This is a genomic window from Nitratidesulfovibrio sp. 1201_IL3209 (assembly GCF_036763125.1).
In the GTDB taxonomy this organism is placed as follows: domain Bacteria; phylum Desulfobacterota; class Desulfovibrionia; order Desulfovibrionales; family Desulfovibrionaceae; genus Cupidesulfovibrio.
In genome coordinates this window covers 33,531-54,809 of sequence record NZ_JBAIYT010000002.1, presented here as the reverse complement: position 1 = coordinate 54,809, position 21,279 = coordinate 33,531, and the positions used below count along the sequence as shown (strand labels likewise).

The window sequence follows — 21,279 nt, the reverse complement described above, 5'->3', positions numbered from 1 at the left end:
ACGTGGCGCGGGTTGCGGTAGGGTTTGCCGCCGCCGCAGCCCCGTCCGGGGCGCTGACGGCCGCATCGCGCCGTGGCCGCCCGGCGGAACCCAGGAATGGACATGCACAGGTTTTTCGCTCTCCTTCTGTTTTCCCTCATCCTCATGTGCTGCCTTGGCCTTCCCGCACCGGCGGATGCCGCCGACGCCGCGTCCACCTACACCGCCGCCAAGAAGGAACTGGAGGCGCTGAAGAAGGACGCCCGGCGCGCGGCCCTGCGCGAACCGTGGGAACGGGTGGTTGCCCGTTTCGACGGCGTGGTCCGCGAGCATCCGAACTGGCCCAACGTGCCCGCCGCCATGTTCCACGCCGCGCTGGCCATGGAAGAACTGGCGAGCCGCTCCTTCCGCAAGGCCGACTTCGAGGACGCCGCCCGCCGCTTCGAGCGGGTGGCCGCCAGATACGCGTGGCACGTGCTGGCCGACGACGCGCTGCTGCACGCCGCGGACATCCGGGGCAACCGCCTTGGCGATGCCGCCGACGCCCGCAAGCTGCTGGACACCATCCTGACCCGCTACCCCAGCGGCGACATGGCCGAACCCGCCCGCGACCTGCTGGCCGCCCTGTCCGGCGTGCCCGGCGGCGATGCGCCCAAGGCCCCGGTGGCGGTGGGGCGCTCCGGCCGCCTGGAGCAGGACGGCGACGCGCCTGCCGCCAGCAGGCCGGGCCCTGCCGCACGCGCCGCCGAAGGCGGGGTGGCCGTGGCGTCCACCACCGACGCCGTGCCTGCCGCCAAATCCCCGGCCAAGGCTCCGGCCAGTCCGCGCAAGGGCGCGCGCAGCGACCCGGCCAAGGCCGCGAAGCTCTACGCCGAGGCCCGCAAGGAACTGGACGGGCTGCGCGGCGACGCCAAACGCGCCGCCCTGCGCGAGCCGTGGCTGCGGGTCATGTCGCTGTACGAGGGCGCGCGCGATGCCGCCCCCGAGGGTGATCTGGCCCCCAATGCCGCGTACGGCGTGGCCGTGGCGCAGGAAGAACTGGCCTCGCGCTCCTGGCGCAAGGACGATTTTGTCGCGGCGGTGACCCGCTACAACGAGGTGGTGGCCGCCTACCCCGACGATTCGCTGGCCGACGACTGCATGCTGCGCGCCGCGCGGCTCAAGGCCACTCGCCTGGACGACGCCGAAGGCGCGCACCAGATGCTGGAAACGCAGTTGCACCGCTACCCCAAGGGCGACATGGCCGGAGAGGCCCGCGCCCTGCTGGCGGACCTGACCGCCGCGCGCATCACCGCGTCCGCCCAGCCGGGCAAGGCCGCGTCCCCGGCGGCTTCCGCTCCCCAGTCGGCCCCCCAGCCCACACAGTCGCCCGCCGCCCCGGCGCGGCCCGTCAAGCCCGCCGTGCTGCGCCAGGTGTCGTGGCGGGCGGACAACGACCGGGCCACCATCACCATCGAGCTTTCGCGCGAGACGGAATGGCGCAGCCAGTACGCCGCGCCGGACAACGGCGCAGGCCGTCCGCCGCGCCTGTACATCGACTTTGCCGACGCCCTGCCCGACGATGCGGTGAAGCCCGGCGCCAAGGTGTCCGGCGCGCTGCTGACGCGGGTGCGCTCCGACCAGCCCTCGTCCGGCCATACCCGGGTCATCCTCGATTTCAAGGCCCTCAAGCGCTACAAGGTGCAGGCGGTGCGCAACCCGTACCGGGTGGTCATCGAGGTGGGCGCCACCGACGCGGCCCTGCCGGACGGCCAGCGCCCCGACGATTCGCGGGTGTCCGTGCCGGTGCGCGAGGCGGACAGGGCCGCCCCGTCCACGCCGCCCAAGGACCTGGTGGAGCAACTGGGCCTCACCGTGCACACCGTGATGATCGACGCGGGCCACGGCGGCAAGGACCCCGGCGCCATGGGCAACGGCATCGTCGAGCGCAACCTGACCCTGAAGATGGCCCGGATGGTGGGCGAGCGCTTGCGCCGCATGGGCTTTGCGGTCATCTACACCCGCGACAAGGACGTGTTCGTGCCGCTGGACAAGCGCACGGCCCTGGCCAACGACAGGAAGGCCGACCTGTTCCTGTCGCTGCACGTCAACGCCAACACCGACCCGCGCATCTGCGGCTTCGAGACCTACTACCTGGACCTCGCCCGGTCGGACAGCGCCACCCGCGTGGCCGCGCGCGAAAACGCCGTCAGCGAGAAAAGCCTCAGCGACCTGCAATTCATCCTCACCGACCTCATGCTCAACGCCAAGACCCAGGAGTCGCGCGACGTGGCCAACTTCGTGCAGGATTCCGCCCTGGGGCGGCTGCGGCGCAGCGGCTTTCCCGCCCACGACAACGGCGTGCGCTCGGCCCCGTTCTACGTGCTGATGGGGGCGCGCATGCCCTCGGTGCTGGTGGAGCTTGGCTACTGCACCAACCCGGACGAGGCGCGCCGCCTGAACTCGGACAAGTACCTGTCCACCCTGGCCGACGGCATCGCCGAGGGGGTGGCCTCGTACAAGCGCAAACTTGCCCGTTTTTCGCAGAGATGACGCACCGCTTGACGCCCCATCGACAAGGGGATAACTGACCGCGAACCCCTGCATATCGCGCCCCCCGGCGCGGCATGCGGCATGCGCCGGGGGAACGGCGCGGAACCGGCGTCGGGCGGCGTCCGGCGGCTTTCAGGGACCCCCGCGAACCGGCGGCAGCGCCGGGCCGCGCATCATCGCAAGTACACGCCGGGGCTTCCGGCTGCCAATCATCCAAGGTGTTTTCAAAGGAGTCGCTTCGCATGCGTAGAGTTCTCATCCTGGCCGCGGCCTTCGTCCTTGCCTGGACCACCGTTGCCGCCGCCGCCGACATGAAGATCGCCATCGTCAACATGCAGGCCATCGCCTCCCAGAGCGAAGCCGCGCAGGAAGCCCAGAAGAAGATGAAGGCCACCTTCGGCGCCGAGAAGGACCAGCTGGAAAAGCAGGCCAACGACCTGAAGAAGAAGGCCGAGGACATGAAGGTCCAGTCCGCCGCGCTGTCCGCCGAAGCCAAGGAGGACAAGAAGGTGGAGTTCATCCGCCTGAAGCGCGACCTCGAGGACAAGACCCGCGCCTTCGCCCGCAAGGTGGAAGGGGCCGAAGTGCGCGTGCGCCAGGAGATGGCCGCCCTCATCCTGAAGGCCGCCAAGGAATACGGCGAGAAGAAGGGCTACACCCTGATCCTCGACGGCGCCGCCGCCGGCGTGGTGCATGCCGACAAGACCATCGACGTGACCAAGGAACTGCTGGACGAAGTGAACCGCGTGTACCGCGCGGGCAAGAAGTAGCGGGGGGCCGATGGCCAGACTGCTTTCCGAGTTGGCGGGGCTGCTGGGACTCGAACTGCGCGGCGAGGACCGCGCGATCGAGGGCGTGAACACCCTCGAGGCGGCAGGCCCCGCCGAGGTGAGCTTTCTGGCGAACCCCAAGTACACCCACCTGCTGGCGACCACCCGCGCCGGCGCGGTCATCGTGTCGGTCGAGCATGCGGACGCGGTGCCGTGCGCCCTGGTCAGCGCCAACCCGTACTTCGATTTCGGCCGCACCCTGGCCCTGTTCGCCAAACCGCAGGGCAGCCTTTCGGGCGTGAGCGACATGGCGTTCGTGCACCCCGAGGCGGAACTGGGCGACGGCTGCACCGTCTATCCCTTTGCATTCATCGGTCCCCGTGCGCGCATCGGCGCGGGGACCGTTCTTTTTCCCGGCTGCTACGTGGGCGAGGACTGCCGCGTGGGCACGGGCTGCCTGCTGTACCCCAACGCGGTGCTGATGGCCGGGACCGAGATCGGCAACGGCTGCATCCTGCACGCGGGCGTGGTGCTGGGCGCCGACGGCTTCGGCTTTGCCCGCACCGACTTCGGCATCCAGAAGATTCCGCAGGTGGGCTCCGTGCGCCTGGGCAACGACGTGGAGGTGGGGGCCAACACCGCCATCGACCGTTCGGTGCTGGGCGTGACCACCGTGGGCGACGGGACCAAGATCGACAATCTGGTGCAGATCGGCCATAATGTGGAGATGGGGCGCAACTGCCTCATCGTCTCGCAGGTGGGCATTTCCGGCTCCACCAAGGTGGGAGACGACGTGACCATGGCCGGGCAGGTGGGCGTGGCCGGGCACCTTTCCATCGGCAACGGGGTGACCCTGGGTCCCAAGTCGGGCGTGGCCAAGAGCATCCCCGACGGCGAAACCATGGGCGGCGCCCCCGCCGTGGACAAGGCCACCTACATGCGCACCCTGACCGTGATGCCCAAGCTCCCCGACATGTACAAGCGCATCGGCAAGCTCGAAAAGGAGCTTGAAGAACTGAAAAAGCTCGCCGCCAAGGAATGACATGAGCGACCCCGCACGGAACATCCTCGACATCCGCCAGATCCTGGGCCTGTTGCCCCATCGCTACCCCTTCCTGCTGGTGGACAGGGTGACGGAATACGTACCCGGCGAGTACATCAAGGCCTACAAGAACGTGACCATGAACGAGCCGTTCTTCGAGGGGCACTTTCCCGGCGTGCCCGTGATGCCGGGCGTGCTGATCATGGAGGCCCTGGCCCAGGCCGGGGGCATCCTGGTGGTCAAGAGCACCGACACCCCCGTGGAGGACAAGCTGTTCCTGTTCACCGGCATCGAGTCGGTGCGTTTCCGCAAGCCGGTGTATCCCGGCGACAGGCTGGAACTGCACTGCCGCCTGCTGCGCCACAAGCTGAAGCTGTGGAAGATGGAAGGCTTCGCCTACGTGGACGGCAAGCTGGCCGCCGAGGCGGTGATGACCGCCGCCGTGACCAACAGGGAGGACATGTAGTGCCCGCGCAGGTGCATCCTTCCGCGTTCGTGCACGAAAGCGCGCGGCTTGGCGACGACGTGACGGTCGGCCCCTGCGCCGTCATCGAGGAGGACGTGGTCGTCGGGGCCGGGTCGCGCATCGACGCCTTCGCCTCGGTCAAGCGCCATACCCGCATGGGCGAGCGCAACCACATCCACTCCTATGCCTGCGTGGGCGGCGAGCCGCAGGATCTGAAGTTTCATGGCGAAGTCTCCACCCTGGAGATGGGCGACGGCAACACCGTGCGCGAATTCGCCACCCTGCACCGGGGCACCGAGGGCGGCGGCGGGGTGACCCGCATCGGCAGCAACAACCTGCTGATGGCCTACACCCACGTGGCGCACGACTGCGTCCTGGGCAGCGGCATCGTCATGTCCAACGGCGCGACCCTGGCCGGGCACGTGCACGTGGGCGACCACGTGATCCTCAGCGGCCTTTCCGCCGTGCACCAGTTCGTGCGCATCGGCGACCACGCCTTCGTGGGCGGCATGAGCGGCATCGCCCAGGACCTGCCACCGTTCATGCTGGCCGTGGGCCACCGCGCCGGGGTGCACAGCCCCAACCTGGTGGGCCTGCGCCGCATGCAGGCCACGCGCGAGCTTATCGCCGCGCTGAAGAACGCCTACCGGCTGGTCTGGAATTCCGAGGTGCCCCGCAAGGAAGCCCTGGAACAGCTGGAATACGAGCTTGGCAACTACCCCGAAGTTCTTCTATTCGTAGAATTCATTCGCGCCAGCGAGCGCGGCATTCTGCCCGCATCGCAGGGAACGCCCGTATAGCCCGTACGGAATGCGCCGCCATTCCGTCGAAGGGGGAAAGCGGGCCGTGGCCCCTTTCCCCCTTCGCCGTTCCGGCCGGGCGGACGGCGCGCCCGCGACACACTCGGATATCAGACGGCACACACCCGCACGGGAGCAGCATGAGCAACGAATCCATCGGCATCATCGCAGGCAAGGGACAGTTTCCGGCGCTGGTGGCGCGCGGCGCGCGCGCCGAGGGGCTCTCCGTGGTCATGTGCGGCTTTCACGGCCACACCGACGAGACGCTGGAACACGAGGCGGACGCCTTCGCCATGCTGCACCTGGGGCAGCTCGGCAAGCTCATCGACTTCTTCCGCGACCACGGCGTGCACCGCCTGTGCCTGGCCGGGGCCATCAGCAAGCCGCGCGCGCTGGACCTGCGGCCCGACCTGCGGGCGGCCAAGGTGCTGTTCCGCCTGCGGGCCAAGGGCGACGACGCCATCCTGCGCGCGGTCATCGACGAACTGGAAGCGGAGGGCCTTGCCGTGGTGCAGCCCGCCTCGCTGGTGCCCGGCCTGCGCGCGCCCGAGGGGGTGCTGACCAAGCGCCCGCCCAGCGACGAGGAATGGGCCGACATCCGCTACGGCTGGCCCATCGCCCACGTGCTGGGGCGGCTGGACATCGGCCAGTGCATCGTGGTCAAGCGCGGCATGACGGTGGCCGTGGAGGGCATGGAAGGCACAGACGCCACCCTGCGCCGTGGCGGCGAACTGGGCGGCGAGGGCTGCGTGGCGGTGAAGGTGGTCAAGCCCGGACAGGACGACCGCATCGATCTTCCGGCCCTTGGCGCGGGCACCATCCGGGTGCTGGCCGACTACGGCTACACCTGCCTGGCGCTGGAAGCGGGCAAGACCCTGTTCTTCGACCGCGAGGAAAGCATCGCCCTGGCCGACAAGCACGACATCGCCATCATTTCCATGCCGGAAGGGTTCATGGCCGGGGAGGACCCCGAGGTGACCAACTAGCGGGGCCGCCCGGCACCTCCGTCCGGCATTTCGGCAGGATAGGAGGCAATGCGCCCGTTCACCACACGCAGACCCCACGCGGGCCGGTTGCCCGCACAGATACATGCCGCCCGAGGGGGCGGCGGAGGAAGCAGCGATGCGTCTTGCCCAACGCATGGAAGGTGTGCCCCGTTCCTACATCCGTGAAATCCTGAAGGTGACGGCGCAACCGGACATCATCTCCTTTGCCGGGGGGCTGCCGCACCCGGCGTCGTTCCCGGTGGACGCGGTGGCCCGCGCCGCCGCCAGCGTGCTGGAAGAGGCCGGGCCGGAAGCCCTGCAATACACCACCACCGAGGGGTTCCCGCCCCTGCGGCAGTGGATCGCCGACCGCTACAAGCGGCAGGGCATCACCGTGTCGGCGGACGACATCCTGATCACCACCGGCTCGCAACAGGCCCTGGACCTGGTGGCCAAGGCGTGCATCGACCGGGGCGGCAGGGTGGTCATGGAACGGCCCGGCTACCTCGGGGCCATCCAGTGTTTCGCCGTGTTCGGGCCGGACTTCGTCACCGTGCCCCTGACCCCGCGCGGGGTGGACACGGACGCGCTGCGCCAGGCGGCCAAGGGTGCGCAGGTGTTCTACGCCGTGCCCAGCTTCCAGAACCCCTCCGGCATCACCTACGACGAGCAGACCCGCCGCGAGGTGGCCGAGATCATGGCTGAAACGGGTTGCCTGCTGGTGGAGGATAATCCCTACGGCGAACTGCGCTTCATGGGGCGGCACCTGCCGCCGGTGCGCGCGTACATGCACGCGCCCTCGGTACTGCTGGGCTCGTTCTCCAAGGTGGTGTCGCCGGGCTTGCGCCTGGGCTGGGTGTGCGCCCCGCAGGACGTGCTGAACCCCATGATCACCGCCAAGCAGGCCAGCGACCTGCACACCCCCGGCTTCACCCAGCGCATCCTGCACCGCTACCTTGCGGACAACGACGTGGATGCGCACATCGCGTCCATTCGCGCCCGCTACGGCGCGCAGCGCGACGCCATGGTGCAGGCCATCCGCAGGCACTTCCCCGAAGAGGTTGCCTGCACCGAGCCGGAGGGCGGCATGTTCCTGTGGTGCACGCTGCCTGCTGGCCTTTCGGCCGAAGCGCTGTTCCACAAGGCCATCGGGCGCAAGGTGGCCTTTGTGCCGGGGCGGCCGTTCTACGTGGACGACACCGACGACACCTTCCGCCTGAACTTCTCCAACTCCAGCCCGGAACTGATCGACGAGGGCATCGCGCGCCTCGGGCAGTGCCTGCACGAGTATCTGGGCGGCGCGGCGTAGGCGGTCCGGAGGAACGTCCCCGCCGCGTGCGGGCTGCACACAAGGAGGGTCGCCATGCCCCATACCGAGCAGATCTGGCGCAACGTGGACGCCGTGCGGCGCCAGGCGCCGCTGGTGCACAGCATCACCAATTTCGTGGTCATGAACGTCACCGCCAACGCGCTGCTGGCCGCCGGGGCCTCGCCCATCATGGCCCACGCCCGCGAGGAGATGGAGGAACTGGTGAGCATCGTCTCCGCGCTGGTGCTGAACATCGGCACCCTGAGCGCGCCGTGGATCGACAGCATGTTCCTGGCCGGGGCCGCCGCGCACGAGCGGGGCATTCCCGTGGTGCTCGACCCGGTGGGCGCGGGCGCGTCCACCCTGCGCACCACCACCGCCGCGCAGCTCATGGAGCGGGTGCGCCCGGCCATCGTGCGCGGCAACGGCTCGGAAATCATGGCCCTGGCCGGTGCGGCGGGGGCCACGCGCGGGGTGGACTCCACCCGCGACGCGCACGCCGCCGCCGATTCCGCGCGGGCCCTGTCGCGCCGCCACCGTTGCGTCACCGTGGTCAGCGGCCCGGTGGACCTGGTCACCGATGGCGACGAGGTGGTGCTGGTCACCGGCGGGCACGAGTTGATGCCCCGCGTCACCGGCATGGGCTGTGTGGCCACTGTGCTGGTGGCCGCCCACGCCGCCGTGGCCGCCAGCCCGCTGGAAGGCGCGGTGAGCGGCATGGCCGCCATGTCCGCCGCCGGGGGCATGGCGGCGGAGCGCGCCGCCGGGCCGGGCAGCTTCGCCATGCACTTCATCGACGCGCTGTACACCCTGTCGGAGCAGGACGTCCGGTCCCGCGTGCGGGTGGCCCGGCCGTGAGCAGGCCCCGCCGCGACGCGGACTACGGGGTGTATCTGGTCACCGACCGCGCGCTGTGCCGGGGCCGCCCCCTGCCGGACGTGGTCATGGCGGCCGTGGCGGGCGGCGTCACGGTGGTGCAGTTGCGCGAAAAGTACGTGGACACGCGCGAATTCGTGGAACTGGCCCGGGCGCTGAAGGCGCTGCTGGCCCCGCGCGGCGTGCCCCTGCTGATCAATGACCGGGTGGACGTGGCCCTGGCCTGCGGCGCGGACGGAGTGCACGTGGGGCAGGGCGACATGCACCCCGCCGACGCGCGGGCCTTGCTGGGTCCCGTGGCCCTCATCGGCCTGTCCGTGGAAACCATGGACCAGGCGCGCGAGGCGGAAACGCTGGACGTGGATTACCTGGGAGTAAGCCCGGTGTTCGCCACCCCCACCAAGGCGGACACCGCGTTGCCGTGGGGGCTGGACGGCCTTGCCCGGCTGCGCGCGGCCACGGGGCGCACGCTGGTGGCCATCGGCGGCATCGGCGCGGCCAACGCGGCCTCGGTGCTGGCGGCCGGGGCCGACGGGCTGGCCGTGGTCTCGGCCGTGTGCGCGGCCGACGATCCCCGGCGGGCGGCGGCGGAACTGCGCGGCGCGGTGCGGGCGGTCAGGCGATAGTGGGGATGGTAGGGATAGCAGGGATGGCAGGCGGCGGTCGGGAATGGCGGGCAGGGCGACGCGGGCCGGGCCGTCCGGCTGGACGGGACGATCATCGACGACCGGAACAACGCAAGGAGGAGCCATGCGCATTGCCGTGGCGGCGGACGGGCCCCGGCCCGACAGCAACGTGGAGCCGGTGTTCGGCCGGGCGGAATGGTTCGTGGTGACCGATACGGAGACCGAGGGCGTCATTGCCGTGCGCAACGCGCACCGCGATGACCGCGAGGATGCCGGGCGCTCGGTGGCGCAACTGCTGGCCGCCGCGCGGGCCACGGTGGTGCTGTGCGGCGAGTGCGGCCCCAAGGCGCGGTTGGCCCTGGCCGACGCGGGCATCGAGGTGCTGGCGGCCAGCAGCGGGCTGGTCAGCGAGGCGGTGGCCCGCTACCGGGAACTCACCGGTAACGTGCCGAGACAGTAGTTGCCGCTGTTACAGGGCGTTTCGCCCGCAGGCTTCCGGTCCCGGAGGCCCCCCGGCAAGGCCCCGGCGATGGCGCTCGCCTACGAGAACACGAACTGCTCGGTCTCCACGCCGCCGGTATCCACCCCGAAGGCGCGCAGTTCGGTCAGCACGTGCTGCTGCATGGGGCCGGGCCCGCACAGGTAGAACGAGGCCGTGGCCGACTGCACGTGGCGGGCCAGCATGTCGCGCGAGAGGTGCCCCTTTTCGAAGAACACGGCGGGCAGTTCCGGGTCGGCGTAATGGTGCGGGCTGGTCTCGCGCGTGAGCACGTGCACCACGGTCAGGTCCAGCCGCCGGGTCATGGCTTCCAGTTCCCCGGCGGCAAAGGCGTCGCCGTAGGTCTTGTTGGACCAGAACAGCACCACCCGGTTGGTGGCCCCGGTCTGGTCGAAGCTGCGCAGCACGCTGAGAAACGGCGTGATGCCCACCCCGCCCGCGATGAGCACGATCTGCTCCTGCCGTTCGATGTCGCGGCAGAACACCCCGTAGGGTCCGGCGCAGCGCACCTCGTCGCCGTCGCGCAGGCCGGGCACCAGTTCCGACGTGAAGCGCCCCTTGCCCCGGATGGTCAGCCGCACGGTGTCGCCGGGCGCGGCGGCGATGGTGAAGGGGTGGGCCTCGCTCCAGCCGTCCTCCTCCATCACCCGCAGGGTGGCGAACTGTCCGGGGCGGAACGTGCGGAAACGCTCGTCGTCGCCCGTGTCGATGTACACGGAGGTGGTGTTGTCGTTCTCGCGCACGGTGCGCACGATGCGGGCCTTGCGGGTGCGGGAATCGTCGCTCATGTGTCGCTCCTTGGGCGGTCGGCTCCCGGCGGACATGCCGGTTTCCGTGGGCTCATGCCGGGCCGGACCGTAGTTTCGCCCATGGCGGCGGGCATGACAAGCGGGACGCGCCCGGTGCGGCGTAAATATCACCGCCGGACGCTGTGGCCGCGCGTTGCGGGCATGGCGGCGTGCCGCCCGGGCCGGGCGAGGCGCGCGGAGCCGTCGAAGGGGCATCGGCGTGTGCCGCCGCGCCGCCTCAGCGTCCGCGCAGCCCCAGTGTCTTCATGCGCGATTGCAGGGTGGTGGGCGGGATGCCCAGCAGTTCCGCCGCGCCGCCGGGGCCATGCACGCGGCCCCCGGCCATGGCCAGGGCGCGTTCGATGTTGGCCCGCTGCAATTCGCGCCAGCGCGCTTCGGGGATGATGGGGGCGGCGTCCGGCTCCCCGGTTTCCACGCCCGAGCCGGTGGCGTTCGGTACGCCACGGCCCTGTCCGGCTCCCCCCGCATGGCCGGGCGCGCCGGACGCGGACGCCGCCGGGCCGGCCACGGGCGCGGGAGCCTGCCAGCCTTCGGCCTGCCATCCGGTCCCCGGCCTGCCGGGCGCCCCGGCCACGCCAGTCACGCCAGTCACGCCAGTCGGACCAGCCGCGCCGGACCCCCCGCCATCCGGGGGCAGGTCCAGCACCAGCGGCCCCCCTTCGGCCATGATCACCCCGCGCTCGATGACGTTCTGCAACTCGCGCACGTTGCCCGGCCATGGGTAGGATTGCAACTCGGCCATCTGGCGGTGCGCGATGCGCGGTTCCGGTAGGTTCAGGCGGCGGCACGAGGCGCGCACGAAATGGCGGGCCAGCAGGGGGATGTCCTCGCGCCGGGCGCGCAGGGGCGGCAGGGCCACGGGGAACACGCTGAGCCGGAAGAACAGGTCCTGCCGGAAGCGGCCGTGCTCCACGTCGGCCCGCAGGTCGCGGTTGGTGGCGGCGATGATGCGCACGTCCACGCTGCGGCTGCGTTCCTCGCCCACCCGCTCGAACACCCCTTCTTGCAGCACCCGCAGCAGCTTGCCCTGCAATTCCAGAGGGATTTCGCCCACTTCGTCCAGGAACAGGGTGCCACCGTCGGCCAGTTGGAAACGGCCCACGCGGTCGCGCAGGGCGCCGGTGAACGCGCCCTTCACGTGGCCGAAGAATTCGCTCTCGAACAGCTCGCGCGGGATGGCCGAGCAGTTCACCCGCACCAGCGGCGCGGCGGCGCGTTGGCTGCGGTCGTGGATGGCCTGGGCCACCAGTTCCTTGCCGGTGCCCGATTCGCCCAGCAGCAGCACGGTGGCGTCGGTGGGGGCCACCATGTCCACCTGCTCCAGGGCGCGGCGCAGCGGGGGGCTGTCGCCCACGATGGCGTGCGGCGCGCGGGCGCGGCGCACCTCGCCCCGCAGGTGTTCGTTCTCCAGTTCCAGGGCGCGGCGCAGGTGCTGGATTTCCTCGAAGGAGCGGGCGTTGACCACGGCGGCGGACAGCGAGTCCGCGAAGATCTTGTGCATCTTGCGGTGCAGCAGCATCAGGTCGGCCAGCACGCCGCGCATGGGCCGGTCGTAGAACACGGCCATGACCCCGATCAGGTCGCCCTTGAACTGCAACGGGTAGGCGGCGTAGGCGTGGATGGACTCGTCCACGGCCCAGGCCGGGCGGGTCCATTCCTCGGGCGATGCCGCCCACGCGGGCTCGCCGCGCGCGGCCACCTGGCCCACCAGCGGCTCGGTCAGCGGCACCATGGCGTAGGAGCCCTCGGCGTGGCGCCAGTCGCGCACCGGGGTCACGGTGTGCCCGGCCACGGTCATCAGGCGCAGGACATGGTCGCTCTCGCCGTCTCTACCGGATGCGGGGCCGGACGCGGCCCCGCTGGCCGGGGACGGCGCATCCACGAACCAGATGCACCCGCACATGACGTGGGTGCCCCGGTTGACGCGGTGGGTCAGTTCCAGAAGGCCCTCCACGGTGCGTTCCTGCGCCACGTTGAGCATCATGTCCAGGAACGGGCTGATGTCGAACTGCTGGAGCACCGAGTGGGCCAGGGAGGGTTCCGGGCGGGCCGGGGAGTAAGGGGAGGCCGGAGCGTCGGCGGACATGGGAAAACCTCCGGAATGGGGAGATGGGGGCCTGCGGGAATGCTCCCACGATATCTCGTTACGAAATTTCGTCAACAACGAAATTTCGTAATAGCCATGGCGGGCATGGAGCACAGCAAACCCTTGCCCGCCGTGGTTCCGGCGGGTTGTCACCCGTCTGGCACGGGTTGTGCTTCTGTACGTCACGAAAGACGGTGCTGCCGTTCTTTTCGGTGCCGAGTCCGTGCGTTCCCTCGCGCCCGGACTTATGATTCAGTCGCTTCATTCCGACAAAACCCCGGTGTTCCCCTCACCGGGGTTTTGGCATTTTCGGGGCAGTGGCGGAATTGCGGGGCACGCGGCTGGGGCGCGCCAACCCCGTGCGCCAATCCGCCAGCCGGGCACACGCCGCGCGGCGAGCGATGCCCGGTGCGGGGCCTTCAACCAATCCGCCGGGCGCGGGTATTTGCGTCCGGTGGCAATTGGCGTATGAGAAAGTCGAGTGGGCGATTTCGTATCCTGTATTCCATCCGGGGGTGATCGTGTCGCAGGCAATGGGGCCGGTAATGCCGGGCGGTTGCAGCCGCGACGTGCAGGAAACCGCCGAGGAGGCGGTGGCGCGGCGGTTCCGGCTTTCGGGCGCTGCGCATCCGCTGCTGGCGCTGCTCAGGCGCAGGGCGGTGGAAGCGCTGGTGCGGTCCCTGCGCGAAGGGGCCACCTGCGAACTGCCCGCCCCGCGCATGCCGCTGCCGCCCGAGGTGAGCCACGAGGCCAACACCGGCCTGGTTCCCGGCGACCTTGACGGGCTGGCCGAACACGCCCGCCTGCCCGCCCTGCCGCAGGTGTTCCTGGAGTTGCAGCACGCCATGGAGCGCGAGGAGCCCTCGTACGAAGAACTGGCGGCCATCATCTCCAAGGACCCCCGCCTTGCCGCCTCGCTGCTGCGGCTGGTCAACGGGCCGCTGTTCGGCTTTCGCGCGCCGGTGGAAACGGTAAGCCGCGCCGTGGCGGCGGCGGGCACGCGCCGGGTGACCTCTCTGGCCCTGGGCACCTTCGTGCTGGGGCTGTTCCGCGAACGGCCGCCCCACGTGGTCAACCTGCACGATTTCTGGCTGCATTCGGTGGCCACGGCGCTCACGGCGCGGGCCCTGGCCACGCGGCTGGGGCGCGACGACCCGGAACGCTATTTCGTGGCCGGGCTGCTGCACGACATGGGCTGGCTGGCCATCTGCGCCGTGTGGCCCGCCGGGGCGGAACGGGTGCTGGACCGCTGCCTTGACCAGGGGCTGTCGCTGACCGAGGCGGAACGGGCGGAACTGGGCCTGACCCACGGCGAACTGGGCGCGGCCCTGCTGCGCCGCTGGAACCTGCCCCCCGTGCTGCTGGATGCGGTGTGCCATCATCATGCCCCGTCCGAGGCCCCGGCCAGCGACGAGGCGTTGCTGGTGCACTTGGCCGACGAGGCGGTGAAGGCCTTCGGCATCGGCGGCACCGGCGACGACTGCGTGCAGCCGCTGGACGGCGACGCCGTGGACGCGGGGTTCATTTCGGCGCACGACCTGGACGCCGCCTGCGAGGTATTGCTGGATGGGGTGGACGAGATGTACGCGGTGCTAGGGGCGGGAAGCGGCGTCACGCATCGGTGAACACGGCGCGGATGGCCATGGGGCCCTCGACGGCCAGTTCCATGTCCGGGCCGTCGCGCCGGGCGCCGTCCACCTCCCAGTGCGAAAACCGTTTCCCGGCGGGCGGCATGGCGTGCAGGCGCACGGTCTGACCCATGAAATAGCGCCCCGTGTACTCGGTGTAGTCGGCCATGTCGTCGATGCGCACCGGGCAGGGCGAACTGACGCGCACGGCGGACCATGCGGGCGCGCCAAGGTCGCGCACGGTCTCTTCCATGACCTGCACGGGACGGGCCGCAAGCATCGCCGCGGCCAGATCCTGGTCGAACATCTCGCGCCCCAGTTGCCGTTCCATCGCCACATACGGGGCAATCATGCGTTCCAGCTCGGAAGGATGCAGCGTGTGGTTCAGGGCATCGGCCATGTAGCGCAGGAACCAGGTCCTGAATTCGGGCGCTTCCTTCCACAGGCGGAGGAACAGGCGCATGCGCACCGCCTTGGCCTCGTCCATGGCGAACTTCCAGCCGGGCCGCTTTTCCAGCGGCGCGGTGGGCGACAGGTGCTGGAAAGCCTGGTCCAGATCCCACGCGATGTTCATCCAGACCGGGTCGGGCTGCGCCCTGTCGAGCAGGAAGGCCCCCTGGTCCCAGTCGTTGGCTCCCAGATACATCGAACCGAAGATGATCGCGCACATGCTGCGCAGGTCCATCCGGCGTTCCACCTGCTGCATGGTGAGCGGCGCGGGCATCAGCCGGGCCCACAGGTACAGCTCGCGCAATGCGGCGAATTCCTTACGGTCGTTGCTCTTGCGGATGTTGTAGAGCAGAAAGTCGTTGTGGCCGAGCTTACGACGCCAGCCATTGACGCTGATGTGTTCGCACAGCAGTGAAATACCCATTTCCTTGCCGTTGATCAGGTAAATGGCGGGCACGAAGTGCGGAACCTGCGCCCCCAGCCTGGCCATGACGTCGAAGCCCAGCATGCAGACGAAGCCGGGACGGGGCATTTTTTCCTTGCGCAGGACGATGCGCTTCAGGCTGCCTTCGACGCCGGGAAAGAACGTGTCCGCGGGGATGGGGGACTGGCCGTACGAGTTCCGGAAGTACAGGCGGAAGGCTATGCCGTCCTTGCGCGACCCGCCGCCGTGGATGCGCAGGCCCGCGCCGGTGGCGAGCCGCTCCTGCCCATCCTTGTAGAAGACCATGGAAGACAGGCGCTCCCAGGCGATGCCCCGCTCTTCCGGATTGGCGACGATGCCGATTTCCGGGTCGGAAAGGTTCTCCTCGTCCGTGCGGATGGCGACCACCGGCCAGCCGCTGGCGATGAGGGCGGGGGATATGTCGCCGCGCGCCTCGCCGAGCAGCCGTTCGACCTGGTCGCGGTGCTCGGGCGATACGGCGTGCACGTCGGGCAGGCCCAGTTCGGTGAGCAGTTGCCGCTTTCGGGGGGAACCCAGCGAATCCTTGCTGGTGGCGATGTCCAGCGATACGGCGCGGTACTGCCGGAGGGCGGGGGAACGTTCCAGCAGCAGGCCCGCGCAGAGCAGGGCCGCCAGAAACAGCGCCGCCGTCCACAACGGAATGTGGGGAGCGTGGGGAACGCGGGAGATGCGGGCCGCGCCGGAGTGTGGCCCCGGGGCGGGCGGCTGGGCGCTACCGGGCCGCGTGGTCGAAATAGACATTGATTTCCGCGTGGGGGGCAAGCCCGCCGGCCAGCGTGGTCAGGCGCTGCACCAGGGTTTCGTCGGAGCGGGCGAAGGTGGCGACGATGGTGCGCCGCTCGCCGTCGCCGGAAATGCTGGCCACGGTCAGTTCCGGCAGGCTTTCGCGCAGGGCGGGCAGCATGGCCGCGTCGGCCTCGCGCTCGGAGGCCGGGTAGGCGATGACCGCCGTGCCACTGCGCCGCGCCACCCGGTTGCGCCGGAAGCGGTGCACCAGCACGAGCCCGGCGGTGATCACGCCCAGGAACAGGGCCAGGATGACGATGTTCAGGGTGGCGCAGCAGATGGCGGTGGCGATGTTCACCATGATGAAGCCCACCTCTTCCGGTTCCTTGATGGGGGTACGGAAGCGGATGATGGACAGCGCGCCGAGCAGGCCCAGGGACAGCGGCAGCGAGAACTGCACGCAGATGAAGATGGCGGTGATGGACGGCCCCAGCAGCAGGAAGCTGCGGTGGACCAGGCTGCCCGTGCCCCGGTTTTCGTAGAAGCGGGAGTACAGCAGAGCGGTGTACTGCGAGGTGAGCAGGGAGATGAGCAGGGCCAGCAGGAAGGTGCCCGCGCCGATGTTCGCCGCCTGCTTGGAGCCGAAGCCGGTCACGGCGACCAGTGCCTGGTAGGAACTGCCGAGAACGTCGAAAAGTGATTCAACCATGGGGATGACGGCCTTGTCTGGAGGTGAGGTGTTCGAAGGTCGGGTGTTCGGGGCCTTGCGGGCGGCGGGAAGGGCGTCAGGCGCGGCTGCGAGGCGGCGCCGCCGGGGCGAAGCATGTGTAGCCGCCCGGCACCCCGGTGGAACAGAACAGCATGTCGTGGCATGCGAGGTATTTGGAAAACGTTTCCCGCCGGAAGTGGAAGGTGCTTGCGGCCTGGAGCGGGCGCGGCATCTCGCGCAGGCCGCCCTTCACCTCCAGCACGGCCACCGGCAGGGGGGTGGGGTTGTGCCGGGGGATGAAGGCCGGGTTGGCCCTGGGCACGTGGATGCCCGCGTCCACGGCGATGCGCGCCCCGCTGGCCGGGTCGATGAAGCGGTGGCGGGTGTAGCGCAGGATGAACATGGGAAAGATGGGCCGGGGAAACGGAATGCCCGCCTCGGCCAGGTGTTCCGGCAGGCGGTGCAGTTCGGGGGCGGTGAGCGGAGTGTTCCACAGGGTGGCGCCGTCCATGGGCAGCAGCACGCGGGCCTTGTCGCGGGCCGCGCCTTCCTTGCGCTTGGCCTCGATGAACACGGCGCGCCCCATTTCCGTTCCCGCCACGGCGCCGTACCAGCGGCAGCGGATCTTGGTCTTCAGGTAGTCGCTGTTGCGCTTTTCTTCCAGCAGGTCCAGGTCCGGCGTGTCGTAGTACAGCGAAAAGACGTCCGCTGCGGGAAATTCGGGGTCGGGGCGGCACACGGCGCGCAGCAGGTCCACGACCGCGCGGGCGAACGCCGGAGCGAAGGTGTATTTGATCTCGTTGCTCACGCTGGGGCCGCCACGGATGCGAGTAGGGTGATCATGCCGGAGCAAGGCGCCGTTCCCGCGCTGGCGGGGGCGGCATGCGGGCCGGAAGGCCGGAGCGGTTCCGGGCCGTGACGCACCCGTGTTACGGGATATCGTGCGGAAAGTCCATTGCGCCACGCGGCGCGGAGACGCGCCGCATCCCGTGCGCGGCGTGGCGACGCAAGGCGCGCCTTCGGGAGATTCATGCGCCCTGTTGCGTCACTGCATGCGGCGCGAAGGACAGCGATGCGATGTGTTGCAGCAGCCGTTGGTTGTCGCTTTGGCGGCGGACCTGCATTCTTATGTGGCCGGGGGGCATGCCGGGTATGTTGTCGCAGGCCCGGACAAGCATGCCGAGCCGCAGCAGTTCGCGGCGCACCATTTCCGACGTGACGCCGTTCCGCAGCAGTTCGTGGCGCAGGCGGCAGGTCACGAAGCTGGGTCCCGCGTCGGTGGCGCGGGGATCGAACAGTTGCGCCGCGCGCAGGTCGCGGAGCAGGGCGGCGCGGTCGGCGCGCAGGTCGGCAAGGTGCGCCCGGTAGTCCGGCAGGGCGCGCAGGAAGCGCCTGCCCATGGCCTCTGCGAAGGGGGAGACCATCCACGGCGGGCGCTGCGCTTGCAGGCGGTCCAGCAGGGCCTGCGGACCGGTCAGGTAGCCCAGGCGTATCCCGGTGCAATGGAAGAACTTGGTGAAGCTGTGCAGGCAGAGCAGGATGCCGTCCGCCAGGCGGGGCGGGCAGGCCGGGGCGAGGGCTCGGTGATGGTGGGCCGCATGCTCCGGCGTGTCCCACAGGAAGTCGCGGTAGGTCAGGTCGGCCAGCACGGTGCGGAAACCGGCCCGGAACAGGGCGGCCACCAGGGCGGGCAGGTCGGGCGCGGTGACCGGGCAGGGATTGCCCGGCGAGCACAGCACCGCCAGTTCGCCGTCCGCATCGGCCCGGAAACCCGATGGGGGCGGGTCCAGCGCGCGCAGGGGGTCGGTGTGCAGCACCCGCCACGGTATGGCGTGGGCCTCGCAGGCGCGGGCGTACTCGGAAAAGGTGGAGCCCAGCAGGGTGACCCGGTCGGGCCGCAACAGGCGCAGGGCCAGCCAGATCAGTTCGGACGAGCCGTTGCCCACCATGATGTTGCCGGGTGCAAGCCCCTCGTGGGTGGCCAGTTCCTCGCGCAGGGCGGTGCTGGCGCTGTCCGGGTAGTGTTCGAACGGGTGGGGCTGTGCGGCCACCAGGGCGCGGGTCAGTTCCAGCACGTGGGCGAAGCCGTTGCTGCTGCAATCCAGGATGCGTTCCGGGTCCACTCCCAACTCGCGCGCCACGCGGTAGACGTCGCCGCCGTGCGCGCCCTGGTCCGGTGCGCGGCCGGTGGGCGTGCTGCCGGTGGACGCGAGGGCGACCGGTGCGGGCGCGGCGTGGGGAGCAGGGCCGGGATCAGGCATCGGACAATCCCCTGCGGTGCAGCAGCGTGCGGTACAACGTCTCGAAGCGGGTGACGCGCGCGCCCGTGGAGAACTCCGGCGCAAGGGCCCGGCTGGCCTCGGCCCAGGCGGCGCGCAGGGCCGCGTCGCCGGTCACGGTGACCAGCGCGTCGGCCAGGGCGGGCACGTCGCCGGGCGGGACCAGCAGGCCGTTGCCCCGCACCAGTTCGGGCACGCCGCCCACCCGCGAGGCGACCACCGGCAGCCCGGAGCAGATGGCTTCCAGCAGGGTGTTGGGCATGGACTCGGACAACGAGGGCAGCACGAAGGCGTCGAGCAGTTGCAGGTAGTCGGCCACGCAGTTGCTGTGCTCCACCAGACGGACGCGGTGGGCGATGCCCAGTTCCGCGCACAGCGGCTGCCACCGTCCGGGAGTGACCCCCACGACGATCAGGTGCGGACCGTCGTCGGCGTTCGTGCCGCCGTCCTGACCGCAGGCCAGGGCAAAGGCCCGCAGCAGCGGGTCCACGCCCTTCACGCCCTTGTCACCGGCCACGCACCCCAGCAGCGTGGTTCCGGCGGGCAGGTCCAGTTCCGCGCGCACGGCGTCCGCCCCGCGCCGGGGCGCCAGCCGGTCGGCGGGGATGCCGTTGTGGATGACTGCAAGGCGCCGCTCGCCCACGCCCATGCGGCGCAGCACCTTGGCGCAGGCGTGCGAGTTGGCCACGAAGGCGTCCAGCCCCGGCGACCAGTAGGTCAGCGGGTTGCCGGGGCGGTAGACCACCCCCCGGTAGCCCACGCAGACCACGCCGCGCCGCCGCCAGAACAGCCCGTGCCAGGCAAGGCGCTTCACCGCCTTGTTGTGGAAGGCCTGCACGATGCAGGAGCCCTGGCCCGGCGGGGGCATGGCCGCTTCCAGCGCGGCCTTCCACCGGCCGGGCGACGCGGGCAGGTCGGCCCAGCGCATGGTGTCCGACAGGGTGCGCAGGGTGGATTCGCGCGGGGTGAAGAAGGTGACCTGATGGCCGCGTTCCATCAGCCCTTCGGCAAGGTACAGGGCCTGGCGCGCGCCGCCGCTGCGGGTGGACGAGGAGGTGACGAGGAGGATGCGCATTTACGTGCGGTCGGCGTGCTGGCGCAGCAGACGGTGGTACAGGGAGCGGGTGCGGTCGGCCATGGACTGGATGGAAAAGTGCGCGCGCAGCCGGGCCGGGTCGGGCCGGGGGGCGGCCAGCGCGGCGGCCAGTTGGGCGGCCAGTTCCTGCACGGGGTCGCAGTCTTCGGTGATGAAGTGGAACCCGTCGTACCACTCGGCCATTTCTTCCAGCGTGTCGGTGCGGATGGCCACGATGGGCATGCCGAACGAGGCCGCCTCCAGCACCGCGCCGGGCATGCCTTCGGACCCCGGAGGAGAGGTGAAGATGAACGCGTCGAAGATGTTGTAGTAGTCGCCGGGGTGCGGTGTCTCGCCGGGGCAGATCACCTTGCCGCCTATGCCCATCTCGTCGGCCTGGCGGCACAGGCCTTCGGCCTGGCGCCGGCTGCCGCCCACGATGACGAAGACCATGTCCGGATTGTGCGCCAGGGCCCTGGCGGCCGTGGACAGGATCAGTTCCAGGCGCTTGCACCCGGTGACGCGGCCCACGTTGCCGACGACCCGGGCGCGGGGAGAGATGCCGAGTTCGGCACGCAGCTGGCCAGCCTCCTTGCGGGGGACCAGCGCCGAAAAGTCCACGCCGTTGTGCAGCACCTCGAACCTGGCGGCGGCAAGCGGCATGTGCGCGCTGAAGTAGCGCAGGCTTTCGTGCGAGACGTGCAGCACCCGTGTCGAAAGAACCCGGTGGATGAGCATTTCCTCGATGCGTTGCTTGGCGCGGTGGGCGGGGTTGTCGTACCAGTGGCTCTTCAGGGTGTGGATCTGCCCGATGCGGACGGGCGTGCCCGCCAGCGCCCCGGCCAGCGCCCCGGTGACGTTGGCGGAAAAGGAATGATTGTGCAGCACCGATGCGCCGTGGGCGCGCAGCATTCGCGCCAGCCGGACGATGCCCGTGGGACTCCACTTGGTGGGAATGGGCAGGTGGTGCACCCGCACGCCCCTGTCGGCCAGTTCCGGCGCGAAGGCGCCCGGCGTGCGGTAGGTGACCACGTGCACCTCGAACTCGTCGAGCAGCAGGGGCAGCACGGCCCGCAAGCGCGAGGCGACGCCGCCGTAGTGCAGGCTGTTGGTGAGGCGGAAGACGACGGGGCGCTTGTGCATGGGCGGCGTGGGGCGTGAAGGGT

The 21,279-nt window shown here is 70.2% G+C and carries 19 protein-coding genes; 11 read left to right on the top strand and 8 right to left on the bottom strand.

All coding sequences use genetic code 11. The annotated features are described in order from the left end of the window. Positions 1-102 precede the first annotated feature (102 nt). The 10 genes from V6B97_RS01800 to V6B97_RS01755 all read left to right on the top strand — a co-directional run bounded on the left by V6B97_RS01800 (position 103) and on the right by V6B97_RS01755 (position 9,846). A complete protein-coding gene (locus V6B97_RS01800) occupies positions 103-2,511 on the top strand; it encodes an N-acetylmuramoyl-L-alanine amidase (RefSeq protein WP_333504783.1) in 2,409 nt (802 codons plus the stop codon). Positions 2,512-2,753: 242 nt separating this feature from the next. Further along, complete coding sequence (locus V6B97_RS01795) at positions 2,754-3,281, top strand: OmpH family outer membrane protein (RefSeq protein WP_333504782.1); 528 nt, start codon at positions 2,754-2,756, stop codon at positions 3,279-3,281. A 10-nt stretch (positions 3,282-3,291) separates the two neighbouring features. Beyond that, positions 3,292-4,323 (top strand): UDP-3-O-(3-hydroxymyristoyl)glucosamine N-acyltransferase, encoded by a 1,032-nt coding sequence (lpxD, locus tag V6B97_RS01790; protein ID WP_333504781.1) that lies wholly within the window; start codon positions 3,292-3,294, stop codon positions 4,321-4,323. A gap of 1 nt (position 4,324) precedes the next feature. After that, positions 4,325-4,789 (top strand): 3-hydroxyacyl-ACP dehydratase FabZ, encoded by a 465-nt coding sequence (gene fabZ, locus V6B97_RS01785; RefSeq protein WP_333504780.1) that lies wholly within the window; start codon positions 4,325-4,327, stop codon positions 4,787-4,789. After that, positions 4,789-5,589, top strand: a complete 801-nt coding sequence (lpxA, locus tag V6B97_RS01780; RefSeq protein ID WP_333504779.1) for an acyl-ACP--UDP-N-acetylglucosamine O-acyltransferase — start codon at positions 4,789-4,791, stop codon at positions 5,587-5,589. The genes fabZ and lpxA overlap by 1 nt, the downstream gene beginning before the upstream one ends. A 140-nt stretch (positions 5,590-5,729) precedes the next feature. Continuing rightward, on the top strand, positions 5,730-6,575 hold the full coding sequence (locus tag V6B97_RS01775; protein ID WP_333504778.1) for an LpxI family protein: 846 nt from the start codon (positions 5,730-5,732) through the stop codon (positions 6,573-6,575). A gap of 136 nt (positions 6,576-6,711) precedes the next feature. Continuing rightward, positions 6,712-7,884 carry an aminotransferase-like domain-containing protein gene (locus V6B97_RS01770; RefSeq protein ID WP_333504777.1) on the top strand — a complete coding sequence of 391 codons (1,173 nt, stop codon included), beginning with the start codon at positions 6,712-6,714 and terminating at the stop codon, positions 7,882-7,884. A gap of 54 nt (positions 7,885-7,938) precedes the next feature. Continuing rightward, complete coding sequence (gene thiM, locus V6B97_RS01765; protein WP_333504776.1) at positions 7,939-8,742, top strand: hydroxyethylthiazole kinase; 804 nt, start codon at positions 7,939-7,941, stop codon at positions 8,740-8,742. Next, the gene (gene thiE, locus V6B97_RS01760; RefSeq protein ID WP_333504775.1) at positions 8,739-9,386 is read left to right on the top strand and encodes a thiamine phosphate synthase; all 648 of its coding nucleotides are present in this window, start codon (positions 8,739-8,741) and stop codon (positions 9,384-9,386) included. The genes thiM and thiE overlap by 4 nt, the downstream gene beginning before the upstream one ends. A 124-nt stretch (positions 9,387-9,510) precedes the next feature. Then, entirely contained in the window at positions 9,511-9,846 is a 336-nt protein-coding gene (locus V6B97_RS01755; protein ID WP_333504774.1) for a NifB/NifX family molybdenum-iron cluster-binding protein, read from the top strand. Between the two features lie 80 nt (positions 9,847-9,926). On the opposite strand, the gene V6B97_RS01750 is transcribed toward V6B97_RS01755, so the two are convergent. Further along, on the bottom strand, positions 9,927-10,673 hold the full coding sequence (locus V6B97_RS01750; RefSeq protein ID WP_333504773.1) for an FAD/NAD-binding family oxidoreductase: 747 nt from the start codon (positions 10,671-10,673) through the stop codon (positions 9,927-9,929). A gap of 238 nt (positions 10,674-10,911) precedes the next feature. Then, positions 10,912-12,780: a sigma-54-dependent Fis family transcriptional regulator gene (locus tag V6B97_RS01745; protein ID WP_333504772.1), complete on the bottom strand. Its 1,869-nt coding sequence runs from the start codon at positions 12,778-12,780 to the stop codon at positions 10,912-10,914. Between the two features lie 521 nt (positions 12,781-13,301). On the opposite strand from V6B97_RS01745, the gene V6B97_RS01740 reads away from it, so the two are divergent. Continuing rightward, on the top strand, positions 13,302-14,405 hold the full coding sequence (locus tag V6B97_RS01740) for an HDOD domain-containing protein (RefSeq protein WP_333504771.1): 1,104 nt from the start codon (positions 13,302-13,304) through the stop codon (positions 14,403-14,405). Here V6B97_RS01740 and V6B97_RS01735 read toward each other — a convergent pair. The 6 genes from V6B97_RS01735 to V6B97_RS01710 all read right to left on the bottom strand — a co-directional run bounded on the left by V6B97_RS01735 (position 14,392) and on the right by V6B97_RS01710 (position 21,256). Further along, the gene (locus V6B97_RS01735) at positions 14,392-16,065 is read right to left on the bottom strand and encodes a CotH kinase family protein (RefSeq protein ID WP_333504770.1); all 1,674 of its coding nucleotides are present in this window, start codon (positions 16,063-16,065) and stop codon (positions 14,392-14,394) included. The genes V6B97_RS01740 and V6B97_RS01735 overlap by 14 nt on opposite strands. Beyond that, entirely contained in the window at positions 16,037-16,759 is a 723-nt protein-coding gene (locus V6B97_RS01730) for a DUF4956 domain-containing protein (protein ID WP_333504769.1), read from the bottom strand. Before V6B97_RS01730 ends, V6B97_RS01735 begins: the two co-directional genes overlap by 29 nt. Before the next feature lie 76 nt (positions 16,760-16,835). After that, positions 16,836-17,567, bottom strand: a complete 732-nt coding sequence (locus tag V6B97_RS01725; RefSeq protein ID WP_333504768.1) for a VTC domain-containing protein — start codon at positions 17,565-17,567, stop codon at positions 16,836-16,838. A 220-nt stretch (positions 17,568-17,787) separates the two neighbouring features. Further along, positions 17,788-19,020, bottom strand: coding sequence for an aminotransferase class I/II-fold pyridoxal phosphate-dependent enzyme (locus tag V6B97_RS01720; RefSeq protein WP_333504767.1), 1,233 nt, complete (start codon positions 19,018-19,020; stop codon positions 17,788-17,790). Then, complete coding sequence (locus V6B97_RS01715; RefSeq protein ID WP_333504766.1) at positions 19,013-20,113, bottom strand: glycosyltransferase family 4 protein; 1,101 nt, start codon at positions 20,111-20,113, stop codon at positions 19,013-19,015. Before V6B97_RS01715 ends, V6B97_RS01720 begins: the two co-directional genes overlap by 8 nt. Then, positions 20,114-21,256: a glycosyltransferase gene (locus V6B97_RS01710; RefSeq protein ID WP_333504765.1), complete on the bottom strand. Its 1,143-nt coding sequence runs from the start codon at positions 21,254-21,256 to the stop codon at positions 20,114-20,116. Between the last annotated feature and the right edge of the window lie 23 nt (positions 21,257-21,279).

Bases quoted from the DNA above. Each gene is read 5' to 3' on its own strand.
- fabZ (WP_333504780.1), top strand. From the start codon at position 4,325: ATGAGCGACCCCGCACGGAACATCCTCGACATCCGCCAGATCCTGGGC.
- V6B97_RS01800 (WP_333504783.1), top strand. From the start codon at position 103: ATGCACAGGTTTTTCGCTCTCCTTCTGTTTTCCCTCATCCTCATGTGC.
- V6B97_RS01720 (WP_333504767.1), bottom strand. From the start codon at position 19,020: ATGCCTGATCCCGGCCCTGCTCCCCACGCCGCGCCCGCACCGGTCGCC.
- V6B97_RS01730 (WP_333504769.1), bottom strand. From the start codon at position 16,759: ATGGTTGAATCACTTTTCGACGTTCTCGGCAGTTCCTACCAGGCACTG.
- lpxD (WP_333504781.1), top strand. From the start codon at position 3,292: ATGGCCAGACTGCTTTCCGAGTTGGCGGGGCTGCTGGGACTCGAACTG.
- thiM (WP_333504776.1), top strand. From the start codon at position 7,939: ATGCCCCATACCGAGCAGATCTGGCGCAACGTGGACGCCGTGCGGCGC.
- V6B97_RS01750 (WP_333504773.1), bottom strand. From the start codon at position 10,673: ATGAGCGACGATTCCCGCACCCGCAAGGCCCGCATCGTGCGCACCGTG.
- V6B97_RS01745 (WP_333504772.1), bottom strand. From the start codon at position 12,780: ATGTCCGCCGACGCTCCGGCCTCCCCTTACTCCCCGGCCCGCCCGGAA.
- V6B97_RS01735 (WP_333504770.1), bottom strand. From the start codon at position 16,065: ATGTCTATTTCGACCACGCGGCCCGGTAGCGCCCAGCCGCCCGCCCCG.
- V6B97_RS01775 (WP_333504778.1), top strand. From the start codon at position 5,730: ATGAGCAACGAATCCATCGGCATCATCGCAGGCAAGGGACAGTTTCCG.
- V6B97_RS01795 (WP_333504782.1), top strand. From the start codon at position 2,754: ATGCGTAGAGTTCTCATCCTGGCCGCGGCCTTCGTCCTTGCCTGGACC.
- V6B97_RS01755 (WP_333504774.1), top strand. From the start codon at position 9,511: ATGCGCATTGCCGTGGCGGCGGACGGGCCCCGGCCCGACAGCAACGTG.
- V6B97_RS01710 (WP_333504765.1), bottom strand. From the start codon at position 21,256: ATGCACAAGCGCCCCGTCGTCTTCCGCCTCACCAACAGCCTGCACTAC.
- V6B97_RS01770 (WP_333504777.1), top strand. From the start codon at position 6,712: ATGCGTCTTGCCCAACGCATGGAAGGTGTGCCCCGTTCCTACATCCGT.
- V6B97_RS01715 (WP_333504766.1), bottom strand. From the start codon at position 20,113: ATGCGCATCCTCCTCGTCACCTCCTCGTCCACCCGCAGCGGCGGCGCG.